The sequence below is a fragment of the Actinomadura rudentiformis genome (assembly GCF_008923185.1).
Lineage (GTDB): Bacteria > Actinomycetota > Actinomycetes > Streptosporangiales > Streptosporangiaceae > Spirillospora > Spirillospora rudentiformis.
Window position 1 is genome coordinate 13,718 of record NZ_WBMT01000002.1, and the last position, 24,912, is coordinate 38,629.

The window sequence follows — 24,912 nt, forward strand, 5'->3', positions numbered from 1 at the left end:
TTTAGCGAAACCCACTGCCCGCGGCGGCGGGGATAGCCTTTTCACATGGCCGACCGCCGAACGCTGCGCATGACGTTCAACGAGAACGCCGCCCTCTACGACCGGGCCCGGCCGCACTACCCGGCTGGGATCTTCAACGACCTGGACGCGCTGGCCGGGACCGGCCCGGGCTGCCGCGTGCTGGAGATCGGCTGCGGTACCGGCCAGGCGACCGCGCCACTGGCCGCGCGAGGCTGCGAGGTCGTCGCCGTCGAGCTGGGCGCGGAGATGGCCGAGGTGGCACGCCGCAACCTGAAGGGCTTCCCTTCGGTCGAGGTCGTGAACGGGGCGTTCGAGGAGTGGTCGCTGCCGGACGAGCCGTTCGACATGGTGTTCGCGGCGACGGCGTTCAACTGGGTGGACCCGGAGGTGCGGGTGGCCAAGGCCGCCGACGCGCTCCGGCCCGGGGGCGCGCTGGCCACCGTCGCGACCCACCACGTGGCGGGCGGCACGGAGGCGTTCTTCGTCGAGGTCCAGGACTGCTACGAGCGGTACGACCCGGAGACTCCCGAGGGGCTGCGCCTGCCTGCGGCGTACGAGGTGCCCCGGGACACCGAGGTGGACCGGTCGGGGCTCTTCGGGACGGCGATCTTCCGGCGGCACGAGCTGGACCTCTCGTACACGACCTCGGAGTACCTCGACGTGCTCCGCACCTACTCCGGACACCGGGCCCTGCCATCGGGGACGCTGGCCGAGCTGCTCGACTGCATCGGGCGGCTCATCGACGACCGTTTCCGCGGCCGGATCACCAAGCGCTACATGTTCGAGCTACGGCTCGCGTACCGGAACCGGACCTGAACGGGGGCGGCTCGCGTACCGGAACCGGACCTGAACGGGGGCGGCTCGCGTACCGGAACCGGACGTGAACGGGTGCGTCAGCAGGTCCAGACCTCGAAGCTCTTCTGATCGGAGATGGGCCCGGACACCTTCACGGTGACCGTGACCCTCGCCCGGCCGTTGAACGATCCGTTGCCCTGCCCCTCCACCTTGGGGCTGCCCGCGCGGTGACTGCCGCCGTCGACCCGCGAGCCGTCCAGGTACACGCTGTAGTCGAAGCTGGAGCCGCCACTGGGCTCCCTGATCTCATAGAAGTAGAAGTAGCGGGCTTTGTTGCAGTCGCCATTCAGCGAGATGACGTTGACACTGCCGCCAGTGCTGCCACCGCCACCGTTGCTTCCGCCACCTCCACCATCGCTTCCGCCGCCGCCGTCGCTACCGCCGCCGCCGTTAGAGCCCCCGCCCCCGCCACCGCCACCGCCGCTTGAAGGCTTGGGACCAGGAATACCCGGCGTGCCCGGCTTCCCGCTGGATCCCGGTTTCGGCTTGCCGCTCGCGCTGGGCGAACCGCTCCTGCCCGGGGAGGGCTTGCCCGACTGGTCGCCCTTCCTGCCGTTTCCAGCATTGCCCGCGTTGGGCCCAGTGGTGCCGTTCTGCGTACCGGCGGAGCCGCTATCCGAGCCGGAGCCGCTGCCCTTGCCCTTGGCCGAGTTGGACGCGTCCGACGGCCCAGGCCAGAAGATGAACCCGGTGGTGATGACGACCATTGCCAGCACGACAGCGGCGGCGACCGCCAGAACAAGCACCCTGTTCTGCTGTGGCGACCCTTGCACGCCCTGCTTACCTTGCTTGCCCTGCTTACCTTGCTTGCCCTGCTTGCCTTGCCGAGCGCCGGGCATCGGCATGGGAAGCGCCGGCGAAGCCGCCCCCGACGGCCGAGTCACAGGAGCCGGCGGTTGCGGGCCAGTCCCCAGCGGCTGCGGAGGCACGGGCACCTGTGGGCTGTTCGACGGCGCTTCCCCAGCAGGGACCGGCGCCTGTGGAAGGCCCGGGCCTGGAGCCGGGATGGGTGGTTGAGGGGCGGTCGATGCCGAACGGGCGCTGAGAAGGCGCAACACCACGTCCTGCATCGTGGGCCGCTGGGCGGGGTCCTTCGCCAAACAGGCGACGACCAGCGACCGCAGCGGCTCGGACAGCTCTCCGAGCCTGGGCTCGCCCTGCAGGACGCGGTGCATGATCGCCGGGAGGCTGTCGGCGCCGAACGGCGGCTTGCCGGTGGCGGCGAACGCCACGACGGCGCCCCACGCGAACACATCAGCGGCAGGGCCGACGAATTCGCCCGCGAACTGCTCGGGCGCCATGTAGGCCGGGGTGCCGATGATACTGCTGGTCATCGTCAGCGGCGCGGCGCTGTCGCGGGCGATCCCGAAGTCGATGACGCGCGGGCCGTCCGGGCCGAGCAGGACATTGGACGGCTTGAAGTCGCGATGCACGATGCCGGCGCCGTGGATCGCCGCGAGCGCGGTGGCGGTGGCGACGGCGAGCCGCTGGACGGCTGCCGCGTTCTCCCGTGCCCCCGCCTCCTGCAGTGACGGTCCCTCGATGTACTCGGTGACGATGTACGGACGCGGCCCCTCCAGCGAGGCGTCAAGCACCTGCGCGATGCAGAACGGGTCGACTCGCCGCGCCGCAGCGATCTCCTTCATGAACCGCTCGCGTACGCGCGGATCGGCGGCGAGCTCCTCGCGGAGCAGCTTGACCGCCACCGGCGTGCCCCCGGCCGTCGAGCCGAGATACACCACGCCCTGACCACCCATCCCCAGCCGCTTGGTGAGCCGGTACGGCCCGACCTCCCTGGGGTCGTCCGGGCGCAGAGGGTCGGCTTCGGACATGGGGTGCGGCTCCTGCGACGGGAGAATGATCAGGGGAGATTCGCCACGATATTGCACCTTCGCGGCCCCGCGTCCCCATTTGCCGATCTTGTTATTGGACCGAGAGAACCAGGTCAGGCGCGGTACATGACCAGGCCACCGAAGGCGTTCCATGAAGCCGCGCAGAAGACCCCGGCCGTGACGGCCATCGCCGGCCCGAGCACCCCGGGCTTGAGCCTGCCGACGGCCATGGCGACCAGCCAATGGACGATCCCTATGGACGCGACGGTGACGACGAACGCCCACCACGCCCGGGCCGCCCCGTTCGGCTGGACGTAGAACGTGAACATCAGCAGCAGACCGATGGTGCCGGCACTGAAGAGTCCAGCCAGCACCCAGGCCGCGATGCGAACCGCACTCCGAATCATGGCGCGCCTCCACGTTCCCGCACGCCACCCCGAACTGTCTCCTACCCACCGGCGAGCAAAGCCCTGACCATCGACTTCGTCCCAGTTCATCAATGAGTCGGCCAAACGGCGCCCGGAGCGCGGGCCCGCACACCCGGGTGCTGGTTGAGTCCAAGGATGCGTTCGACAAAGCGAATCATCGCCGTGGCGATCGCCACGGGTCTCGCCGGCACCGCGACCGCGATCCCGGCGTCCGCCCTCGCACCTCCGCCGGTCCACAAGCCGGGGGTCTACCGCCTCATCGCCAGCCGCGTCACCGCCGACGGGGTGAACAGCCGTAGCGGCCCCAGCACAAAGTTCAAGGTGGCCGGTGTGCACAAGCCGGGTTCCCTGCTGGCCGCGTCCGGGCGCAACTCCCAAGGCTGGTCGGAGGTCTTCCTGTCGACCGGCGGCTCAGCCTGGCTCCCGTCGGCTTACCTCACCAAGGGGTCCGGCACCGTCTACAAGGTGCAGGGGCAGCCCGGGGTCAACATCCGCTCCGGCCCGGACGCCAAGAAGTTCAGGCAGGTCGGCTTCCTGAAGAACGGCGTCATCGTCCCTGGCACGGGCAACGCCAAGTACAAGTGGGCACAGCTCCTCCTGTCCGATGGCCGGCTCGTCTGGGCGTCCACCCGGTACCTCGTTCTGATGAACGAGACGCTGACGGCACCCGCCACCAACACGCCTCCCGCCAACGACGCGCCGAAAGACTCACCGAAGGTCAAGGACACCGACAAGCGGCCAGCGACCAGAACACCGCCGCCCGCCGAGGAACCGGCGGGCCCTCCCCACTGAACCGCGGCACAACAACGGGCCGGTGCCCATCGCCGCCAGTGGCGAGGTCACCGGCCCATCCCGTCGCGTCCTGGTCCAGGCATGACCTGAGGCTTGATAAACATGGGCCCGTGATCAACGTGCTGCTCGCCGATGACCACCACATCGTGCGCGGCGCCCTCGCCGCACTGCTCGACCTGGAGCCGGACCTGACCGTGGTGGCGCAGGTCGACGCGGGCGACAAGGTGGTCCCCACCGCCCGCAAGTACCGCCCTGACGTAGCCGTACTGGACGTCGACATGCCCGGCCTGGACGGTCTCGCCGCAGCCGCGGAGCTCCGCGCCGAGTTCCCCTCCTGCCGCGTCCTGATCCTCACCGGCCACGGCAAGCCCGGGCACCTGCGTCGCGCACTGACCGCGCAGGTGAGCGGCTTCCTGCTGAAGACGGCTCCCCCGGACGAACTGGTGGCCGCCATCCGCGCCGTCGCCGAAGGCCGCCGGGTCCTCGATCCGAGTCTCGCCCTCACCGCCTGGGACGTCACCGACAACCCGCTCACCCCGCGCGAGACCGACGTCCTCAGATTGGCCGCGGAGGGCGCCGAGGCCCCCGAGATCGCCGAACGCCTCCATCTGACGGCCGGCACCGTCCGCAACTACCTGACCGCCGCCGTCACCAAGCTCAACGCCCGCAACCGCACCGACGCCGCCCGCATAGCCCGCGAAGCCGGCTGGATCTGAAACGCCTGAATCCCGAGCGTTCCCGAAAACAGGGCCTGAAGCGGTCAAATCGATCGATCCTTGACACGAACCCCCAGGTCCCAGCAACCCTCTAAACCAGCAGGCGGGCAGGAGACGCCGGCCACGGGGGCTCATCGGAGAGATCCATGGACGTCGCGCTGCACGAACTCCACGTCGGCCAAGCCGACACGCTGGCGCAGCTCTACCGTGAAAACCGCTCGCACCTACAGAAGTGGGAGCCGGCACGCGATGACGCGTTCCTAGAACCCGACCACCAGCGCAAGCTCCTCGCTGAGGCCCAGCGACTCCGCGAAGAGGGCAGACGCTGGGCTGCGCTGATCCACGAAGGTGACGAGTACGTCGGGTTCCTCGCGCTCAACCACATCGTGCGCGGCGCGTTGCAAAGCTGCCAACTGGGGTACTGGGTCGCGGAACGGCATTGTGGCCGCGGGATCGCGTCCGGCGCCGTCGCGCTCGGTCTGGATGTGGCCTTCGGCATGCTGGGGCTGCACCGGGTGGAGGCTTCTGTGCGAACCGACAATCCAGGCTCGGTCCGGGTCTTGCAAAAGAACGGTTTCCGCCGCATCGGCTTGGCCTTGTCACACGTCTTCCTGGACAGTTCCTGGCACGACCAATGGCTTTATGAACGGCACGAACCGGGTATCGCGCAGTGACAGCGATCTTTGTTCGGCGCGTTCCCGCGCGCCGCCGGTCGGGCCCGTGTACCTTGACGTGCGGTGGACCCTAGCCCTTACGACCAAGGGAATCAAGGCTCGACACGGGGTCGCCGCCAGTCCTTGAAACCGCAGGCCCGTGCCCCGGCGACTCCTCCGTCACCGCATGGGTCTTGCTCGCTTCCGGGGACCGCAATTCAACCGATGTGTGGTGGAGGGAATCGCAGACACGATGACCACTACCATGGTATTTCGCCCTCCACTGGAATCACCTAACGATCCTGCCTGGCAGCGCGACTACAAGCTGTTGTGGGGTGGTAGCGCTATTTCGATGCTCGGCGGTATGGGCGCGACCCTGACCGGGCCTTTGGTGGGCCTTGCTCTCTCAGGTTCGGCCGTCGCGACGGGCTGGATCGTGGCGGCGGGTACGTTGCCCCATCTCCTTCTCCAAATACCCGCGGGAATCGTGGCTGATCGGCTGGATCGCAGATGGACCATGCTGGTGAGCCAGATCGTGCGTGGAATGGTGGCGGCCACGGCGGGGGCGCTCCTGTTCGTGGACGAACTCTCGATCCCCCTGCTTCTCCTCTCGGTGGCCATCAGCGGCATCTGCGTCACATTCCACGGTGTGGCCGAGGTGGGTGTCGTTCCAATGATCGTTCCACGGAGTCGGCTTCCGCAGGCCATGGCGACGAACGAAGCGCGCAACCATCTGGCCCTGTTGCTCGGGCGTCCGCTGAGCGGCCTGATCTACGGCCTGGATCGGGCCTTGCCGTTCGCGGCCGAGTCCTTCTCGTGCCTGGTCTCCGCTGTGACCATCGCGCTGATTCGGACCAAGCGCCTCCGGCCGACCTTGCTCCGGCCCCAGAAGAACGCGCAGGACCGCGCCGGCCGGACCGGCACCGCCCGCTCATTGATCAACGAGATGGGCGGGGGGTTAAGGTGGCTCTGGGAAGTCCGCTTCCTCCGAACAGCGATGCTCGTCTGCGTCGTGACCAATTTCCTTTTTCAGGCGATCATCTTGCTGTTGGTCGTCGCCTCGAAAGAGCGAGGCCTGTCCACACTCGTGATCGGTGTCCTTCTCGCGGCTCCAGGGCTCGGCGGACTCGTGGGGACTCTGGTGGCCCCGGCCTCGTTGAAACGCGTCAAGCCCACGACCGTGGTCAGGGCATGTGTCTGGGTTTGGTTCGGTCTCACCGGCGCCATCGCCCTGTCCTCGGATCCCCTCGTGTGGTTCGTCGCCTGGGCCGGTGTCGGCTTCATGGGCGCGCATATGAATGTCACGATCGCCACGCATCAGGCCATGACGGCTCCACCGGAACTTCTCGGCCGGGTGACGAGCGCCAACCGGTTCCTGTCGCTTGGAGCCGTCCCTCTCGGCACGATCTGCGCGGGTTATGGCATCTCGGTCATGGGCCCGTCCTACGCCTCGCTGGTCGTCTGCGCTGTGATCGGCGCGCTGGCCGTCGCCATCACAGCGCGCCGCCGGTCACTTCCGCCCCTGTCACTGCGGGCTCTACAACCCGAACTCGCCTCGACCGACGATCACCCTGACGTTCCTGTGGACTGGAACAGGGTCGTGCCGGGAGAGGTCATCCGGGAGCCATCTGGGGACGAGCAGATCCCGATCGGTCACACTTTCGTCCCCGCCGACCGCCTCCGCCAGAACAGCCACGATCTCCTGCCCGACCGGGTGCTCGGCCGAACCGTTGACGGAGCGCCGGGCAGGCCCGCAGGTGCGCCGTCCGCACCGATCCCCGTTCCCGTGGTCTCGGGGGCGGGTCCGGACGGAAACACCTGCACGCTCAGCAAGCGAAGCGACGAGCGCACCGCATTTTCCATCTCGTCAGCGTCACCGAGCGGGGCGGCCAACGAACTCGCATGCCCATAGGCGCGGCTCACGTCGGACCGCAACTGGTCGGCGGCGGGGCGAGCTTCTTCTCCAATCAATATCCAGAGCGCCTCGATGGCGACGATCGCGTCCAGGTACTCCACCCGGGCCCGGTTGACCACGGCTTTCAAATCGTCGTTGTCCATCCTGGCGAGCCCATGCTCGACGCCGCGCATGCCCATGCAGACCCGCACGGTGACGGCGAGACGGAGCACCGCGGACCTAGTTTCGTCGAGCGCACCGCGAAGGCGCAGCTCACGAGCGGTGACCTGCTTGAATTCCCGGGCATCACGCTTGCGGCGGAGCTCGTGAGTCGCGCGCCGACCCTCACCCAGTATCTGCCAGCCCGCACTGAGAGCGAGCGTGAGGCCACTCGCCAGCGCCACCCATGCGGTGTCCTGCATCCCGCCAGGATGATTCGGGTCTCCCACGCAATACAGTGACCACTGTCACATTTCACTCAGGAGTCTCAGAGCCGCTGCTTTCTGATGCGGAGGGAGCGGCGGATCACTGGCCTTCACTGCTCGGGACGCGAGTTCGGTGGCCGCGCCGACATCGCCGGTGAGCCGTTGTACCCGCGCGACGCGAAAGAGCAGCGAGCCGTCGTCGGTGGCTTCGGCATCGATCTCCTTGAGCTCTTGCCTGGCCGCCTCCACACGCGAGAGTGTGGCCAGAGCCAGTGCTCGCGCCGCTCGCGTGGACGGACGGGGACGCCGTTCAATCCGATCGAGGTCACGAAGAGCCGATTCGGCGTCACCCAGATCGGCGAGTATCTCTCCTCTGGCTCGTAGCGCTTCGGCAGTGTCGCCCTCCCGGGTGAGCACACTGCCAAGGACAGCCAGTGCCGTCTGCGGCTGACCGGCGATCCACAAAGCCTGCCCGAGCTCCGTCTGGAGCATTGAATCGTTGGGGATGCGCCTGACTGCCGCTTTCAGGTTCTCGACCGCCGCGCCGCGGTCTCCCAGGTCGAGCTTGAGCATGCCGACGGCAGCCAGCAACCATCCCACGTTCTCACTGGCCTGGAGCGTCTCGTACATTGCCGCCGCAGCGCTGTAGTGCTGGGTGGCCGCTTCAAGCTGACCGCGCTGGAGAGCGACGTTACCGAGGAAAGACTCCGCCTCGGCTCGTTCACGCATGTCACTCGCGCCATATGCGCGTACTGCCTCTTTGACGTGTCGCTCAGCGAGATCAGGCTCATCTGTTGACAGAGCCACCTCGGCGGCGCGCAGGAGAGCAGCGGGTTCAGAGCGCCGTACGGTCCAGCGCGCCTCACCAAGCCGCCAAATGGGCTCGATCAGCCGTGGATGCTGGAGTTCGTATGAGCGGGCACCAGCCCTGCGTTTGATCAGATGCTGGTCTTCCATTGCCCGGATCACCGAATCCGCAAGGGACAGGTGTGCGGACCCGGCTCCGCCGAGCAGATTCCGCAGCCAGGCCGACAACTTGTCCGGGCGTACCCCATGGTCGGATGCCACCGCTGTGAGCGTCTGATGGCAGAAGTCGGCGAGCGCCCGGTCGCTGTCGGGAAGCAGCCCGACAGAGACGACGGCGGTGTCGTCCGCCAGGTCCTCCCACATCCTGCGGCACACGGCTTGCAGGAGGACTGGTTCGACCGAGGTTCCGGCCTCCTCCATTCTGGCTGCAGAGGATTCGGTGAAGCGCCAGCGATCCGATGTGACCGGCCCAGCTGCCAGGTCGTCCACCAGGTGAACAGCGGCATCCGGGTCGAAGGTCCGTCCAGTCGCCTCAAGCGGGCCTGTCACAGCCGCCCGCGCACGTTGGCGATCGAACGGCCGGAGCACGTACGGGTCACTTCTCTCTGGCACCAACTCCTCGGCGACCTGCATGACCTCGTCGAGGTGATTCTCACGTACGGCCATCAGCAGGTGAGTTCGCGGCCGCTCCTTCATGGCCTCCTTCAACTCTTCGAGGAAGCGAACGCGATGCCGTGAGCCGGCGGCGTGGAAGAGCCGCTCAGTCTGGTCGATGGCGACCAGCATCGGAAGCCGCCGGCCATATCGGTCGGTCAGCTCCCGGCGGTGCAGGAACCGGGCGATCGACAACATCGAAACCCGGGTGAGTGTCTGTTGCGGCCACCAAGATGCCAGAAGCGCAAGCGTGTAGGGATTCTGCTCCGGTACGGCGGCCATCGGGAAGGTCGAACCATGGGACACACGCCCGACAGGGAGCACGTTTGCGGGCTCTGACGCCAGGGCTGGCACCACACCCGCCCGGAGCAGCGAGGTCTTGCCTGCGCCAGGTGCGCCCGACAGGATGGTCAGCCTGCTGGTCAGCCATGCGTCAGCGACCGCACGCGCCTCGTCCTCTCGCCCGAAAAAGAACCTTTGGTCAGCTTCCGTGAAAGGCCGCCGTCCCACGTAGGGGCCCGACCACGCACCGGGCGGACTGCCGACGACGCTCCTGGCATCGGCCTCGCCACGCGAAAGCCCCTCATTCACGATGGCCCTTTCATCGTCAGGCCATCAAATGCTACGGCAACACACAACGCCCGGTGAATGGATCGCCGAAATCCGGACGGGGCGGAAAGTGGTTTCATGGCGGTCGCCCCTTCACGGTCGGCTCAGCTCAACACGACCGGCTCACTGCCTCAGTGTGGTACTGGCGTTCTGATTCGGTGGGGGGGCAGCGTTGAACCTGGCGATACCCTCCTCGCCCAGCGACTCGGTGATCTCGCACAACTCTTGCACCAGCACGATCCTGTCCAGATCGCCCAAGGCGAACCCGGACAGGTCCGGGATGACGCCGCCGAGCCCGACTTCTTCGTGCATACCGGTCCTCCACTCGGCGTCCGCCGACCTCAAGTACGGGTCTTCCCGCTCCCCGACCGGCGAACCTGTCCAGATCGCGCCAGAGACCTATCAACGAGATAGGCGGACGATCCCATCAATAGGCAGAAATACCATCAATCTTCGGATAACTCAATTACGGACGGTCCATAAATTACCTCTATTACACCCGCAACAGCGGGTTCATCTCATTCGAGCACAGAGATCATTACATGGTTGATCTTATGTGTTGACGATCGTTGTCACGTGATGCTGGCATTGCCGGTTTCGCGACATAAGATGTCGCGCAGGGGGGTCGGCCGACCGAATGACGCGAAGGCGGTACGCGTGATGAATTCACCACCTCCACGAGGATCGCCCGGCCGAGCGCCCGAGGTATGGGAGAACGTCCCGCCACGCAACCGGAACTTCACCGGACGCGAGGAACTTCTCGCCAAGCTCCGCGCGAGCATCACCGGGGACGTCACTGCCGTCGTCTCGCGGGTCGAGGCGCACGCACTGCACGGACTGGGAGGCGTCGGCAAGACCCAGATGGTGGTCGAATACGCCTGGCGGTACCGGGCGGAATATGACCTGGTCTGGTGGATCCCATCCGACCAGCCCATCCTGGTGCGCTCATCGTTGGCGGGGCTGGCTCCGTACCTCGGCCTGCCCCCGGCGACCACGACGGGTATCGAGGACGCCGCCAGAGCGGTGCTGAGCGCGCTACGCCGGGGCGAGCCCTATGCCAACTGGCTACTGATCTTCGACAACGCCGACCAACCGGAAGACATCAAGGAAACCATCCCCGACGGCGGCCCCGGACATGTGCTGATCACCTCGCGTAATCCTCGATGGCAGACCGAGGCGAACGCGATCCCGATCGACGTCTTCTCCCGCACCGAGAGTGTGCAGTTCCTGTGCAAGCGCGTCCGCGGGATCGACTCCAAGGAGGCTGACGCGCTGGCCGAGGCCCTGGGCGACCTGCCACTCGCCCTGGAGCAGGCGGGCGCGTTGCAGGCCGAGACAGGCATGACCGTGGAGGAGTACCTCCGCCTCCTCAAAGAACGAACAGGGCAGCTGCTGGCGGAGGGCAAGCCGACCGAATATCCGGACTCGATGACCGCAGCCTGGGGGCTGTCGGTGACCAGCCTGAAGGAAAAGCTGCCCGAAGCGATCGAGCTACTCCGGTGCTGTGCGTATTTCGGGCCCGAGCCCATTCCTCGCGCCGTCTTCAACACTGCGCCTGCCGGGATCGCACCAGAGCTGGCCTCCCTGTTGCGCGACCCCATTCGGCGCAGCCGCGCCATCGGTGAGCTTGGCCGTTTCGCTCTCGCTCGCGTCGACGCACCTGGCCGGACCATCCAGGTGCACCGCCTCATCCAGGCGCTGGTCCGTGACGGACTCTCACCGAGCGAGCAAGAGCGCTGCCGGTCCGACGTGCACCAGATCCTGGTGGCGACCACTCCTGACAGTCCTGACAACACGGCCAACTGGGCGCGCTATGCGAGCCTGCTCGCCCACGTGGCACCCTCCGCCCTGGCCCAAAACCGTGACGGCTCCGTCCGTGCGCTCGCCCTGAACTTCGTTCGTTACCTCTACATCTCCGGCGACTACCGGTCCGCGCTCGTCTTCGTCGAACAGTTCGAGGAGCGGTGGACGGCCGACTCGGGTCCTGACGACCTCGACGTACTACAAGCACGCGTACAGCGCGGGATCATCATGCGGGAGCTGGGCCGCTACAACGAGGCCTATGAGATCGACAAGGCCACCGCCGACCATATGGACGCGATGACCCAAGGCGGTGAGGCGTTCAGAGACGCTCGACTGATCGTCCTCAACAGCTTCGGGGCCGATCTGCGGGCGAGAGGTGACTTCATCGCTGCTCGCGAGCACGATGAGGAATCTGTGCGGCGGCACGAAGAGGCATACGGTCCCGACGAGCGACGCACACTGCGTGCCGTCAACAACCTCGCACTCGACTATGGCCTGGTCAGTCTCTACAACGAGGCCCGCGACGCGCACGGACGCAGCTACCAGGGCCTGGCCCCCGGCGGGCGCGGGGTCGGCCGCGCCGACGTCCTGAGCTCATGGAGCGGACTCGCCCGTGCCGTCCGGCTCTGCGGGGTCTACAGGGAAGCCTGCGATCTGGGTGAGGAGGCGCACGGCTTCGGTGTGGACGAGCTGGGCGCCGAGCACCCGTGGACGCTTCGTACCGCCAAGGACCTGGCGATCGCCCTCCGGCGAGCAGGAGACTACGACCGGGCGCTTGAGCTGGCCCTGGAGGTCCATGCTCGCTACCTGCGGCTCTTCGGTCCCAATCAGCCGGACTCGCTCGCCTCCGCCATGTGCCTGGCGAACATTCAGCGCTCGATGGGGCAGATCGACGAGGCTTTCGAACTTGCCTCCGAGACTCTCAAGCTCTATCCGGCCATGTACGGATCAGACCATCCGTACTACCACGGCTGCGCTGGGAATCTCGCGCTGCTACACCGAGTCCGCGGCGAAGCGGCGGAGGCACGCCGGCTCAACGAAAGGGCGTTGGCCGGGCTTGAGGCCAAGCTGAAGCGCGACCACCATTATTCACTCACCGTCGCCACCAATCTCGCCAGCGACCTGGCCGCACTGGGTGATCTGGCGTCTGCCCGCCAACTGGGAGAAGGAACCCTGCGGCGGCTGCGTGTCGTGCTGGGCATGGATCACCCGATGGCGCTGGCCTGTGCGGCGAACCTCGCGGCGGACATGAAGGCGGACGGCGCGGAGGAAGAGGGAACGAAGCTCTTCGAGGACACGCTTGACCGGTACGCACGCGTGCTCGCTCCGAATCACCCGGACGCGCTCGTCGCCCAAGAAGGCCGCCACCTCGACTGCGACTTCGACCCGCCCCCCATCTAGGCTCGGCTAGCCAGCCGGATCCATGCCGTTCCGCAAGTGCCATCTGGCCCGGTGGCGTACTGCAGCGGTTCGCGCATGGTCCAAGGCCACCTTCGGTACAGGTTCGCGGCGCCACGCACGGAGCGTTCGTGCCATTTCGGCGACAAATATCTCTCCGGCATCGGTAAGCCGCCCGCTTGCCGCAAGGGTGTGAGCCGCAAGAGCCGCCGCGTCTCGCCAGCGGGCGAACTCCATGTGCGCCCGCATCATGGTCGCCCCGCGCTCGTGCGCGCGTTGCCGACGCCAATAACCAGCGACGCCGAGGTGAGCGTAGGCGCCGTGAAGCAGGCCATTGATCGGACGTGGATCGTCGCGCCAGGGCGCGTAGTGACGGCTGCCGTCGTCAGGTCGGGTGAGCGGGACCAGATCCATCAGAGCGCCGAGCTTGGTGTGCTGCACCTCATGCGCCAGCGCGACGGCAAAAGCATGGTCGTCAGGCGGGAGCGAGAGGCCGATGCCGCCGAAAGTGTGATGTGCCGTGGCGCTGGTGTGTTCCTTCCCGTGGGGCACGAGCGGTGACACCACGGAGATCGCAGCGGCGACCTCCTCGGCGGCGGTCCAATGGAAGCGCACCAGCAGACGCCAGGCGCGGCGCATTCCGGCGCGCCAGCTCTCCAACTCGGCCGGGGACAACCGGGTCTGGGCCACCTCGGTACCGGGCATCCGGTACGGGTCGCCTTCGTCGAGCAGCAACCGGATCGCCATGCCGTGATATTCCGCCTCCATGCGTCGAAGTCCCTGCCAGCCAGGCGCGTCTCGATATGGATCCGTGGGAATACGCACGCTCACACCATGGGCGGCGGTCACTCTGGCGACACCTGGCCGCACGACCGCGCTATTGCAATCCGGCAGAATCGCGCGTCCGAGCGACGGCAGCACGACCACGCCATCCGAGGCGGGCACCTCAATCGGACGGGGAAAGCCGGCACGCACCGCCGCAGCCGCCGCCAAAGCCGCCAGCCCGCCTGTGTCGCCCCTTCCCACCAGTACGTCACGTGCCCACGCGCCGACAGTGGGATAGCGGATCGTCGTCTCAACGGCTTCAGGTGCCAGTTCCTGGATCTCCGCGAGCAAGGCGAAAGCTTGACGCGCTCGCCGGGCCCGCTTCGGCTCCTCGGCCCTCGCCGCATCCCGTACGCCGCGAAGGAGAAGGAGTCGTCTGCTGTACTGCGCGACTTGGAGGTACCCCACCGCGTGGGCGCCACCGCTACCTCCCGCCAGCGCATCGAACACCTTTCTGGGTATTCGGTGGCGTTTCATCGGCGCCCTTCCGTCAGATCATCAGTGACTCGCCCATGGATATGAGCGATAAGCCGAAAAAGGTCACGACAGTAGACGGATGGGTTAAGGAAGCCGCTCCCAGATCTGTAGCGATGCGCGTACATGCCTCCGCCGCAGACTCTGCGCACGGTGCAGGCACGGCATTGGCCCGAAAGCGCCTGTTCGCCGAGTTGCCTCGCGGCCATAGATGGAAGCTCGAGTGCCGCGTCGAAATCGTCCCTCAGGATATGTAGGCCGGTTCCCGCCGCGCCTTCGTACGCCGACTTAAGACTGTCGACCTGCTCGATGCCTCCATCGGTCTCCACCACTACCAGCGCTGATGGAGAAAGACCGACCGCCTCGGTTTGAGAGGCGCCACCCAGCAACATTCGTATGATCTCGCCGAAGAGGCGGACGCGTGTTTCACGGACCGGCGCGTCGTACCAGCGGTCGAAGACCGCGATGAGCCAATCCCCGTAGGGTGTCGACAGGCCGCTGACTTCGAGGAACGGAGGAGGGGTTTCCCAATTGCCATGAGGCAGCAGGAAATCGACCGCCGGAGGCCCGAAGGAGATCAGCGCCTCATAGGTGGTCCGCGGATCGTTGCGAAGATCGATCGTGCTGAGCAGCCCGGCAAGCAGATGGGGATACGCAGAAAGTCGTTCGAGCCCTGCGCGGACCTCAGCGTGGCTTCCCCTGCCGTCTCCATGACGTCGGTGTCTGTCATGGCCTTCCGCATCGCCGTCCAGGCTCACCCCGACCGACACGCCCAATTCGTCGAAGAGCCGAATGAAACCATCGTCGATCAGCACACCATTGGTCTGCACAATCGCCCGCACCGTCACGCTGTCACCAACCGCCGCGCGAACAGCGGTCACGGCTTGCCGGATCAACTGGGGGCCTGCAAGCAGGGGTTCCCCACCATGGAGCATCAACTCGATCCCGGTCAGCCCGTGGGTATGCACGTGGTCGGCAATCCGAGCCGCTGCGCGGTCGACGATGGCAGGTGACATACGCCGAGGACGGCTTCGCCACCCCTGATCCGCCATCTCGTACATATAGCAATAGTCACAACCGAGGTTGCACCGGCTGTGCACCTTCAAAATGAACTGCTGGAAGGGAACGGGCCGCCATCCGGCGGCGCGGAGCGCATCGACGTCGAGAGTCTCAGGCCACTCGAGGCCGTCCGTGCGACCTGCCACGCCGATCAGCTCCTAATGCGTTTACGCTCGAGCGCGGCGTTGCGCATATTCCGCATTACATGGTCATGTACACGCGCGTAGAGATCAACAAACCCGTTCACAATGGCCGGGTTCAGTCACCGGTCAAGCTGAAAGTCAAGCCCTGCCATCGGACGATGATGTTTGTTTCGGTGTGGTCCGGGCGACTCAGCGGGCGGGCCCAAACTTCGTGTGATGACCAGATGCGGCACTGGAATGGACTTCCCGCCGCCCACACCGCGAAGCCCCTTGCCTCAGAGGCAAGACAGCCGAAGTCAGATGGCTGCGGAGAGTAGGCGAAAGTAAAGCAGGTTGCAGGGGTAGCCGTCGGACCGAGGAACGTCCTGCTGGATGTGAACGTCACGTGGCTGGCGCATCCTGAACAGGCGATGATGTGGGTGGCGGTGTTCGTGTCGCTGCCGTTCACCTCGTTCGTGATCCTGGCCAGGCTGCAGACCCTCCCGGGGCGACTGCCCCGACCGCGCCACCGACACCACCACGGTCGTCCTCACCGGCATGGGCTGGCTGGTCGGGCTACTCCCGTACATCCGGATGCTGCTGACCTCACTCAAGCCCGAGGACGAGCTCACCGAGTCACCCGGCACGTACCTGCCCGGCGACTGGAAGTGGTCGAACTTCATCGACGTGTGGAGCTCGCAGCCAATCTGGCAGAACATGCGTCGCCGCCGTGGCCACCCTGGTGATGCTGGTCTGTGCGCTACCCGCCGCGTACTACACGCCCCGCAACCGTTTCCGCGGCCGTAACGCGTTCCTCCTCCTCATCACCCAGAGGTTCGCGCCGACCGCGCTCGTGATCGGCATTTACCGGGAGATGGGGGCGCTCGATCTGACACCCTCATGGCCCTCATCCTGGTGAACGCGGCGGGGAACGAGTACATCGTCGCGCTCACCGTGACGGCCTCCCCCAACCGCCGTCCCCTCACGGTCGTGATCCCGTCCTTCGTGAACCAGTACAGGAACACTGGCAGTTCCTGTTCGCCACGTTCTTGATCGCTATCGTGCCGGTGGTGATCCTTTTCATCTTCATCGAGCGCGGCCTGACCACGGGGTCGGTCCAATGACCGTCATCGCCCTGGACGTCGGCGGTACGTCCATGAAGGGCGCGATCCTCTCCGGCGACGCCGTCCTGGAGACCGAGCGCCGTCCGACAGGACGCGAACGCGGCCCGGCCGCCGTAGTGGGATCGATCCTGGACTTCGCCGCCGACCTGAAATCCCGCGCCCTCCACCGGGGCGAGACACCCGTAGCCGCAGGTATCGCCCTCCCCGGAGTGGTGGACGATGCCACAGGCACAGCGGTCCGCTCCGCCAACATCGGCTGGGAGAACGTTCCCATTCGCACGCTCGCCGCCGAACGCCTGGGCATCCCGGTCGCCATCGCCCACGATGTCCGGACGGGCGGCGTGGGCGAAGCCGTGCAAGGCGCAGGCCGCGACGTGGGCGACTTCCTCTTCCTCCCCATAGGCACTGGCATCGCCGCGGCCCTGATGCTGAACGGTGCGCCCTACCCCGGCGCCACGTCCTGGAGCGGCGAGATAGGCCACATCGTCGTCCGCCCTGGGGGCGAGTCCTGCCCGTGCGGTGCCCGTGGCTGCCTGGAGACCTACGCCTCCGCCGCCGCCATCTCGCGCCGCTACTCCACCCCGACCCGTTCGTCCATAGGCATCTGGGAGACCGAGCCGCCGCTCCCGCCCGAACCCCCCGTCCCCGCCGAGGAAGTCATAGAACGAGCCGAAACCGGCGACCCCATCGCCGCCCGCGTCTGGACGGAGGCCCTGGACACCCTCGCCGACGCCCTGGCCACGGCAACCATGCTCCTGGACCCGTCCCTGATCGTCATAGGCGGCGGCCTGGCCGAAGCCGGAGACCGCCTCTTCACTCCCCTGACAACCCGCCTGGCGGACCGCCTTCCCCTCCGCCCCGCACCACCCCTGGTCCCGGCCCAACTAGGCCCCGAAGCCGCCATGCGAGGCGCCGCAGTCCTAGCCCACCAAGCCATCACCTGACGCCCCTCAACTCCGCCCCCGCGACCCAGCAGCTCCAGTCCCGCCACCTAAAGGACCCTCGCTCCGCTCGGGGCTGCTTCATTGGGGCTCTGCCCCAAATCCCAGCAGGGGCTCCGCCCCCGCACCCCGTCCCCTTCAGCCCAACCAAGCAACAAGACAGCTGGAGAAGGACGTAACCGCGCGGTAGGGCGACATTCGTGTGGTCCTCCGCGCCGTCACCACAGTCCCTTAGCAACCCGCCACCTGGCGTCACAGTCTGCTCAGGGCAGCAGGGCCAGCTTGCCCACGGTGGCCCGGGCTTCCAGTTCCGCGAGGGCCTTTGGCCCCTCGGCCAGCTCAAAGACGGTGGGCTGGCCGGGGCCGAGCACCCCTGCTGCGACGAGCCCGAGCATCTCACCCATGACTTCGCCGAAGATTTGCGGTGCGGCCTGGATGAGAATGCCGATGTTCAGGCCGATGACGTGGATCTGGTGTTTGTAGACCAGTTCCCAGTTGGTGATCGCGGCTTCGCCACCGGCCATGCCATAGACGACGACCCGGCCGGTGACCCGTTTGGTGGCGGCCAGGCTGGCGTCGAGGGTGGCGCCGCCGACCGACTCCAGGACCAGGTCTGCGCCCGCGCCGCCGGTCAGCCGCAGGACCTCGGCGGCGAGGTCGGCGCCGCGGGAATCGATGACGTGGTCGGCGCCGAGCGCCCGTACCACCTCGTGCTTGCCTGGCGATGCCGTGGCGATCACCGTCGCGCCATAGTGCTTGGCCATCTTCACCGCGGCCTGGCCGGTTCCGCCGGCGGCGGCGTGGATCAGTACGGTCTGCCCTGCGGCGATGCGGCCCAGTGGCTTGAGCGCCGCCAGCGCGGTCGGCCAGTTCACGACCAGGCCCAGCGCCTGCTCGTCGGCCCAGCCTGCCGGCACGGGGACCGCCGCGGCCGCGGGCAGCACCATGTACTCGGCGAAGGCGCCGCCTCCGATGCCGACGCCGATGACGTGGGTGCCGGGCTCCAGGCCGGTCACTCCCTCACCGACGGCGGTGACTTCACCGGCGCCCTCGATGCCCGCCAGATACGGCGGCTGCGGTCCGCCTGCGAACGTGCCGCGGGCCTGTGAGATGTCGACGAAGTTCACGCCGGCGGCGGTGACCCGGACCAGGACCTCGCCCGGGCCTGGGCTCGGTACCGACACGTCGGCGATCAGGCGCAGGTCCTGCGGGCCGTTCAGTGACGTCTGCTGCAGGGCGCGCATGGTGGACGGAATGCTCATGACGGTTGGCTCCCGTTTGTTTATCGAACGACCAACAAACCGTGGCACGGCCTCTGGCATGGGTCAAGATATAATTGATCGAACGACAAAAAATTCCGAGGGGACGCTGGATGGCTGCTCGCGGCAGGCCGCGCACATTCGACCCGGACACCGCCTTGCGCCAGGCGCTGGACCTGTTCTGGGAGCGGGGCTACGAGGGCACCTCGCTCAACGACCTGGCCCAGGCCATGGGGATAGCCTCCGCCAGCATCTACGCCTGCTTCGGCAGCAAGGAGGACCTGTTCCGCAAGGTCATGGCGCTCTACGCCACGACCTCGGGCGAGCCTCCGAGGCGCGCGCTACGCGAACAGCCGACCGCGCGCGCGGCAATCGAGGCCATGCTGCGCGCCACCGCCGATGAGGTCACTCGCCCGGACACACCGCACTACTGCATGCTCATCCTGGCCGCGCCCACCGGCGCCGTGGAAAACCACGCGATCCGCGAGTTCCTGGCCGACCGCCGGCGCGACATGCTCACCACCATCAGAGACCGGCTCGCCCGCGGTGTCACCGACGGCGATTTCACCGCGCCACCCGCGCACCTCGATGCCATCGCCCGCTACTACACCACCGTGGTGCAGGGCTTCTCCATACAAGCCCGCGACGGCGCCACCCGCGCCGAGTTGGAAACGGTCATCACCTGCGCGATGGCCGCATGGGACACACTCATCTCCGCAGCGTCACACCCAGTGAACTAGGACCTACCGGCAAGCACCCAAACTGCATGCATCAGCGGCCAAGGACTCCGAGCAGCCAGGGCTGGCGGTGTCGTGCTGGAACATTCGCATGCCTCGCTCACATCCCGACGAGGCTCCGCCGCGTTCAGCGGAGCCTCGTCCGCCTCATCACGTCAGGAGCGGCGACCCCGCGATTCAGCACGCTCTCGTCCATGACCACACTGATGATCACAGACCCCCTGTCAACTCCCGCGTCTGGCGGAAGACCACCAAGATGACGATTGGCTGGTTCCAACTCAGCCTGCGCAGCTCTCATGATCCGCTGCGGCTCCTTGGTATGCCGCCGTCGCAGTAGTGCCAAAAACCATTGATCACCCTGCCGTTGCACTTGGGACTTGTGGAAGGGGTCGGGGGTGCGGGGGCAGACCCCTGCTGGGTTGGGGCGGAGCCCCAATGAGGACAGCCCTGAGCGGAGCGAGGGACCATGCCTTTGCCTGCCCGGGGGGCTTCCCCCGGGCAGGCCGGTGCGGGGCCGTCCTTTCGGGACGGCCCCGCAGGGGTCTTAGGCGATTGCTTCCAGGGGTTCTCCGGTGGGGGTCTTGGGCGGGCTGTCCTGCTGGTCGAACTGGGTGCGGTAGAGCTCGGTGTAGCGGCCGTCGGTGGCCAGGAGGTCGTCGTGGGTGCCGCGTTCGACGATGCGGCCGGACTCGACCACCAGGATCTGGTCGGCGGCGCGGATCGTGGAGAGGCGGTGGGCGATGACGATGGCGGTACGGCCGTCCAGCGCCTCGGTCAGGGCCTCCTGGACGGCGGCCTCGGAGGTGGAGTCGAGGTGGGCGGTGGCCTCGTCCAGGATCACCACGCGGGGGCGGGCCAGGAGAAGGCGGGCGATGGTCAGGCGCTGGCGTTCGCCACCGGAGAGGCGGTAGCCGCGTTCTCCGACGATCGTTTCCAGGCCGTCGGGAAGGGACCTGATCAGGTCGTCGAGGCGGGCGCGGCGGAGGACGTCCCAGAGCTCGGCCTCGGTGGCTTCGGGGCGCGCGAGCAGGAGGTTGTCGCGGATCGACTCGTGGAAGAGGTGGCCGTCCTGGGTGACCATGCCCAAGGTGTCGCGGATGGTGTCGAAGCTCAGGTCGCGGACGTCCACTCCGCCCAGGCGGACGGCGCCCTCGTCCACGTCGTAGAGGCGCGGGAGCATCTGGGCGATGGTCGACTTGCCGGCGCCGGACGAGCCCACCAGGGCGATCATCTGGCCGGGCTCGGCCCTGAACGAGACGTCGTGCAGGACCTCGACGCCGCCGCGGGTGTCGAGGTTGGCGACCTCTTCGAGGGAGGCCAGGGAGACCTTGTCGGCGGACGGGTAGCTGAAGCGGACGTTCTCGAACTCGACGGAGACGGGGCCCTCGGGGACGGGCTTGGTCTTGGGCTTCTCGGCGACCAGCGGCTTGAGGTCGAGGACCTCGAAGACGCGCTCGAAGCTCACCAGGGCGCTCATGACCTCCACCCGGGCGCTGGCCAGGGCGGTGAGCGGGGCGTAGAGACGGACCAGGAGGAACGACATCGCCACGACTGCGCCGGCGTCGAGGCTCCCCTTGAGGGCGAAGAAGCCGCCCATGCCGTAGACGAGGGCGAGAGCCAGGGCTGAGACGACCGTCAGCGCGGTGATGAAGACGTACTGCACCATCGCGGTGCGCACGCCGATGTCGCGGACGCGGCGGGCGCGGCGGGCGAACTCCTCCGACTCGCGGGAGGGGCGGCCGAAGAGCTTGACCAGGGTCGCGCCGGGCGCCGAGAAGCGCTCGGTCATCTGGGTGCTCATCGCCGAGTCGTGCGCGGCCGCCTCGCGCTGGAGCCGGGCGAGACGGGAGCCCATCCGCCGGGCGGGCAGCACGAAGACGGGCAGCAGGACCAGCGCGAGCACGGTGATCTGCCAGGAGATGCCCAGCATGACGATCAAAGTCAGGAGGAGCGTGACCAGGTTGCCGACCACGCCGGAGAGGGTGTCGCTGAAGGCCCGCTGCGCGCCGATGACGTCGTTGTTGAGACGGCTGACGAGCGCGCCGGTGCGGGTCCGGGTGAAGAACGCGACCGGCATGCGCTGGACGTGGTCGAAAACGGCGGTGCGCAGGTCAAGGATCAATCCCTCGCCGATGCTGGCCGACAACCAGCGGTTGAGCAGGGCGAGGCCGCCTTCCGCCAGGGCGATGATCGCAATGATCACGGCCAGCCAGACCACCGTCGAGGTCGAGGAGCCCTTGACGATCTCGTCCACCACCCGGCCGGCCAGGACGGGAGTGGCCACGGCGAGCACGGCCGTCACGACCGACAAGAGCAAGAACCAGCCCAGCCAGGGGCGGTGCGGGCGCGCGAAAGCCCAGATGCGCTTCAACGTGGCCTTGGAGAACGGCCGTTTGTCATCCTGTGCGTTCATCGCGTGGTGCAAGGACATCCACGCGGTCACTTCCATGTCCATGGCATACCGTCGCTATCAGAGGGCCTCAGCGGCCGCCGTCCGGCGACCTGTGATCAGGATGCAACCTCAACATTGATTGAGGTCAACTCCCGGGCTCTCGCCAGGGTCTCCCAAAGGTCTGACACTTTGCGCCGCCGAAACTCATCGGGCAGCCTCTGACCATGGGAATCGACATCGAAAAGGTCCGCGCCGAGACTCCCGGCAGCGCTGGCGTCGTCCATCTCAACAACGCGGGGGCCTCGCTCCCTCCCCGTCCGGTGACCGATTCCGTCTTCGCACACCTCGAACTCGAGGCGACCATCGGCGGGTACGAGGCCGCCGAACGGAACGCCACCGCGATCGCCCGCTTCTACGGCGCCGTGGCCGAACTGATCGGCGCCGTCCCCGAGGAGATCGCCTACGTGGAGAACGCCACCCGGGCCTGGGACATGGCGTTCTACGGCATCCCGTTCCAGCGCGGCGACCGGATCCTGACCACGACGAGCGAGTACGCCAGCAACGCCATCGCGTTCCACCAGATCGCCCCCGCACGCGGGGTGAGCGTCGAGGTCGTCCCGGACGACGAGCACGGGCAGATCTCGCTGGAGGCGCTCGCCACCGAGCTCGCCAGGGGCGGGGTCCGGCTCGTCGCGATCAACCACATCCCGACCCACAACGGACTGATCAACCCGGCCGCCGCGGTCGGGCGGCTGGCCCGGGAGGCGGGCGCGCTCTACCTGCTGGACGCCTGCCAGTCGGTGGGGCAGCTCCCCGTCGACGTGCGCGAGATCGGCTGCGACATGTTGTCGGCGACCGGGCGCAAGTTCCTGCGGGGCCCGCGTGGCACCGGTTTCCTGTACGTACGGCGCGACGTCATCCCGACTCTGGAGCCACCGTTCCTCGACCTCCAGTCCGCCGACTGGACCACGCCTGAGACGTACGAGGTGCACGACGACGCGCGCCGCTTCGAGACCTGGGAACGCTTCGTGGCCGGGCAGGTCGGCCTGGGCGTCGCGGCCGACTATGCCGCCGCGATCGGCATCGAGGCGATCGAGGAACGGGTGACCGGCCTCGCCGCCCTCCTGCGCGGTGAGCTCGCCGCCCGCCCCGGCATCACGCTCCTGGACCGGGGTGAGCGGCGTTCCGGCGTCGTCACGTTCACCGTCGAAGGACACGACTCGATGGCGGTCAAGCTCGCCCTGCGCGAACGAGGCGTCAACGTCAGCGCGACCGACGCCGCGCACCAACGTTTCGACCCGCATGCGGTCCCGTCCGCCGTACGGGCGTCGGTGCACTACTACAACACCGAAGACGAACTGGACCGCCTGCTGGCCGCGCTCCCTTAACTCCTGAAGGTCTGGAGGAGTTTGCGGGCGGTCGGCTCGTTCAGGGCCAGCCGATTGGGATCGTCCGGATGCGGCCGTACGGGGATGGTGCTGAACCGCGCGGTGTCCGTCTCCGTCCTTTCGAGGATCCGGGCGATCTCCTTCATCACGGGGACGCTCAACTGCCCGTAGGTCTCCATCGTCCCGGCCATCATGTTGAGGAACATCGGCAGCCGCACTGGGCTGAGCATCTGCTTTTCCTTGGCCCTCTTCAACATGGCGGCCATGAGCTGCTGCTGCCGTTTGATGCGTTCGAGATCCGAGCCGTCGCCAAGGCCTTGCCGTGCCCGTGCGTACGCCAGCGCCTGGTCGCCTCGGATCATCTGCCGTCCGGGGCTGAGGTTCAGCCCGGCCTTGGGGTCTCTCATCGCCCTCGGCACCACGACCTCCACCCCGCCCATCCCGGACACGATCCGCTTGAAGCCGGTGAAGTCGATCGACATCGCATGATCGATGCGGACGTCGGTCAGCTTTTCGACGGCGCGGACGGAACAACCCAGACCACCGACCGTGTACGCGCTGTTGATCAGGCCTGTCCGCGCCGCCGTGGCCTCTCCCGACCTCGTCTTGCAGGACGGCAAGGGCACCATGAGGTCGCGCGGGATGCTGACAGCGGAGATTCGTTCGTTGTCCCTCGGCAGGTGCAGCAGCACGATCGTGTCCGAGCGCGGCGCGAACTTGTCGCCGCGACCGTCAGTCCCGAGTACCAGGATGTTCAGGGCCTTGGTCGCCCCAGCACGGTGCGTGGATCTTCCGAGCGGGTCCTCCGCCCCCTTTCCGCCGCCGCGCAGCAGCACTGTCGGCACGAGGATGAGCGCGGCCGTCACCGCCGCGGCCACACCGATCAGGATCCAGCCCCGGCCACGGTGGCGGCCGGTCCGCCCGGCGATCGCCTCGGCGAGGCGGTGCCGCTGCCGGACGAGGGTGGCGGGGGGCTCGTGTTCGAGATCGTGACCAAGGTCGCGAAGCAGGCCGAGGTCGTCCATGGTCACTCCTCCTCGTTCATCGGATTGGTGTCGCCCAGGACGGCCCGGACCTTGCGGCGGGCGCGGTTGAGTCGTGAACGGACCGTGCCGACCGGGATGCCGAGCGCCTGCGCGACCTCCTCGTACGCCAGATCACCCCACGCCACCAGCAGCAACACGTCCCGGTCACGGCGCGGCAGCCCGGCCAGCGCCTCGGCCAGCAACGGCCGGGACGCCGTCGCCGTCACACCGGCGGCGACCCGGTCCGCGGGCCCCTCGACATGGCCGTCCACGGGGCTGCGCTGCAGCGCCCGGTAGCGCGCCGCCTCGCTGCGGTGGTGCCGGGAGACGAGCTTGCTGATGATCCCGAACAGCCACGGCCGCGCGTCCGCGTAGCTCAGGTCGTACCGGGCACGGCGGCTGAACGCGATGAGGAAGGTCTCACCGACCAGGTCCTCGGCCACTTCGGGCCCCAACCGCCGCGAGACGTATCTGTAGAGCATGCCGCTGTAGCGGTCGAACAGCGCGGCGAACGCCTCCGGGTCCGTGCGGGACCGTTCGATCAGATCGGCGTCAGCAGAGTCGGCCGCGTCGGCGGTCGCGTCGGCGGCGTCGTCGGCCTCGGCGGCCGGCATGGGTGCGGGGACACCGGCGCGGGCACCGGTGGGGGGAGCGGTCATCGCGGACACCATGGCATGAA

General features: G+C 67.5%; 21 protein-coding genes. 11 read left to right on the forward strand and 10 right to left on the reverse strand.

What is annotated here, in order from left to right:
* Positions 1 to 45: 45 nt before the first annotated feature.
* Positions 46 to 837, forward strand: coding sequence for a class I SAM-dependent methyltransferase (locus F8566_RS03655; protein WP_151558026.1), 792 nt, complete (start codon positions 46 to 48; stop codon positions 835 to 837).
* Positions 838 to 914: 77 nt separating this feature from the next.
* On the opposite strand, the gene F8566_RS03660 is transcribed toward F8566_RS03655, so the two are convergent.
* Positions 915 to 2,708 carry a serine/threonine-protein kinase gene (locus F8566_RS03660; protein WP_192809505.1) on the reverse strand — a complete coding sequence of 598 codons (1,794 nt, stop codon included), beginning with the start codon at positions 2,706 to 2,708 and terminating at the stop codon, positions 915 to 917.
* A 113-nt stretch (positions 2,709 to 2,821) separates the two neighbouring features.
* The gene (locus F8566_RS03665) at positions 2,822 to 3,115 is read right to left on the reverse strand and encodes a hypothetical protein (protein ID WP_151558030.1); all 294 of its coding nucleotides are present in this window, start codon (positions 3,113 to 3,115) and stop codon (positions 2,822 to 2,824) included.
* A gap of 156 nt (positions 3,116 to 3,271) precedes the next feature.
* On the opposite strand from F8566_RS03665, the gene F8566_RS03670 reads away from it, so the two are divergent.
* The 5 genes from F8566_RS03670 (at position 3,272) to F8566_RS03690 (ending at position 7,652) form a co-directional block, all read left to right on the forward strand.
* Complete coding sequence (locus F8566_RS03670) at positions 3,272 to 3,928, forward strand: SH3 domain-containing protein (protein ID WP_151558032.1); 657 nt, start codon at positions 3,272 to 3,274, stop codon at positions 3,926 to 3,928.
* Between the two features lie 110 nt (positions 3,929 to 4,038).
* A complete protein-coding gene (locus tag F8566_RS03675) occupies positions 4,039 to 4,644 on the forward strand; it encodes a response regulator transcription factor (RefSeq protein WP_151558034.1) in 606 nt (201 codons plus the stop codon).
* A 146-nt stretch (positions 4,645 to 4,790) separates the two neighbouring features.
* On the forward strand, positions 4,791 to 5,318 hold the full coding sequence (locus F8566_RS03680; protein ID WP_151558036.1) for a GNAT family N-acetyltransferase: 528 nt from the start codon (positions 4,791 to 4,793) through the stop codon (positions 5,316 to 5,318).
* 166 nt (positions 5,319 to 5,484) lie between these two features.
* The gene (locus tag F8566_RS03685) at positions 5,485 to 7,209 is read left to right on the forward strand and encodes an MFS transporter (protein ID WP_151558037.1); all 1,725 of its coding nucleotides are present in this window, start codon (positions 5,485 to 5,487) and stop codon (positions 7,207 to 7,209) included.
* Positions 7,200 to 7,652 carry a hypothetical protein gene (locus tag F8566_RS03690; protein ID WP_151558039.1) on the forward strand — a complete coding sequence of 151 codons (453 nt, stop codon included), beginning with the start codon at positions 7,200 to 7,202 and terminating at the stop codon, positions 7,650 to 7,652. Before F8566_RS03685 ends, F8566_RS03690 begins: the two co-directional genes overlap by 10 nt.
* Positions 7,653 to 7,658: 6 nt before the next feature.
* Here the strand turns inward: F8566_RS03690 and F8566_RS03695 are convergent, their stop codons facing one another.
* Together F8566_RS03695 and F8566_RS03700 are read right to left on the reverse strand one after the other, a co-directional pair.
* Positions 7,659 to 9,668 (reverse strand): tetratricopeptide repeat protein, encoded by a 2,010-nt coding sequence (locus F8566_RS03695; protein ID WP_151558041.1) that lies wholly within the window; start codon positions 9,666 to 9,668, stop codon positions 7,659 to 7,661.
* A gap of 141 nt (positions 9,669 to 9,809) precedes the next feature.
* Positions 9,810 to 9,998: a hypothetical protein gene (locus tag F8566_RS03700; protein WP_151558044.1), complete on the reverse strand. Its 189-nt coding sequence runs from the start codon at positions 9,996 to 9,998 to the stop codon at positions 9,810 to 9,812.
* A 348-nt stretch (positions 9,999 to 10,346) separates the two neighbouring features.
* Here F8566_RS03700 and fxsT point away from each other — a divergent pair, with 348 nt between their 5' ends.
* Positions 10,347 to 12,890, forward strand: a complete 2,544-nt coding sequence (fxsT, locus tag F8566_RS03705; RefSeq protein ID WP_151558046.1) for an FxSxx-COOH system tetratricopeptide repeat protein — start codon at positions 10,347 to 10,349, stop codon at positions 12,888 to 12,890.
* A gap of 6 nt (positions 12,891 to 12,896) precedes the next feature.
* On the opposite strand, the gene F8566_RS03710 is transcribed toward fxsT, so the two are convergent.
* Complete coding sequence (locus F8566_RS03710; protein WP_264159283.1) at positions 12,897 to 14,003, reverse strand: HEXXH motif domain-containing protein; 1,107 nt, start codon at positions 14,001 to 14,003, stop codon at positions 12,897 to 12,899.
* Positions 14,004 to 14,185: 182 nt separating this feature from the next.
* A complete protein-coding gene (locus F8566_RS03715; protein ID WP_151558050.1) occupies positions 14,186 to 15,391 on the reverse strand; it encodes an FxsB family cyclophane-forming radical SAM/SPASM peptide maturase in 1,206 nt (401 codons plus the stop codon).
* A 706-nt stretch (positions 15,392 to 16,097) separates the two neighbouring features.
* Between F8566_RS03715 and F8566_RS50870 the strand changes: the two genes are divergently transcribed.
* Entirely contained in the window at positions 16,098 to 16,286 is a 189-nt protein-coding gene (locus F8566_RS50870; protein ID WP_225992847.1) for a hypothetical protein, read from the forward strand.
* A 201-nt stretch (positions 16,287 to 16,487) separates the two neighbouring features.
* The gene (locus F8566_RS03725) at positions 16,488 to 17,435 is read left to right on the forward strand and encodes an ROK family protein (protein ID WP_151558052.1); all 948 of its coding nucleotides are present in this window, start codon (positions 16,488 to 16,490) and stop codon (positions 17,433 to 17,435) included.
* A 260-nt stretch (positions 17,436 to 17,695) separates the two neighbouring features.
* Here F8566_RS03725 and F8566_RS03730 read toward each other — a convergent pair whose 3' ends face one another.
* Positions 17,696 to 18,694 (reverse strand): zinc-binding dehydrogenase, encoded by a 999-nt coding sequence (locus F8566_RS03730; protein ID WP_151558054.1) that lies wholly within the window; start codon positions 18,692 to 18,694, stop codon positions 17,696 to 17,698.
* Positions 18,695 to 18,804: 110 nt separating this feature from the next.
* Here F8566_RS03730 and F8566_RS03735 point away from each other — a divergent pair, with 110 nt between their 5' ends.
* Positions 18,805 to 19,431, forward strand: coding sequence for a TetR/AcrR family transcriptional regulator (locus F8566_RS03735; protein WP_151558056.1), 627 nt, complete (start codon positions 18,805 to 18,807; stop codon positions 19,429 to 19,431).
* 541 nt (positions 19,432 to 19,972) lie between these two features.
* On the opposite strand, the gene F8566_RS03740 is transcribed toward F8566_RS03735, so the two are convergent.
* Positions 19,973 to 21,883 carry an ABC transporter ATP-binding protein gene (locus F8566_RS03740; protein WP_151558058.1) on the reverse strand — a complete coding sequence of 637 codons (1,911 nt, stop codon included), beginning with the start codon at positions 21,881 to 21,883 and terminating at the stop codon, positions 19,973 to 19,975.
* Between the two features lie 161 nt (positions 21,884 to 22,044).
* Here F8566_RS03740 and F8566_RS03745 point away from each other — a divergent pair, with 161 nt between their 5' ends.
* A complete protein-coding gene (locus F8566_RS03745; protein WP_151558060.1) occupies positions 22,045 to 23,208 on the forward strand; it encodes an aminotransferase class V-fold PLP-dependent enzyme in 1,164 nt (387 codons plus the stop codon).
* Here F8566_RS03745 and F8566_RS03750 read toward each other — a convergent pair.
* Both F8566_RS03750 and F8566_RS03755 read right to left on the reverse strand, forming a co-directional pair.
* Complete coding sequence (locus F8566_RS03750) at positions 23,205 to 24,233, reverse strand: LCP family protein (RefSeq protein WP_151558062.1); 1,029 nt, start codon at positions 24,231 to 24,233, stop codon at positions 23,205 to 23,207. The genes F8566_RS03745 and F8566_RS03750 overlap by 4 nt on opposite strands.
* Positions 24,234 to 24,235: 2 nt before the next feature.
* Complete coding sequence (locus F8566_RS03755) at positions 24,236 to 24,847, reverse strand: RNA polymerase sigma factor (RefSeq protein ID WP_151558985.1); 612 nt, start codon at positions 24,845 to 24,847, stop codon at positions 24,236 to 24,238.
* Positions 24,848 to 24,912 lie beyond the last annotated feature (65 nt).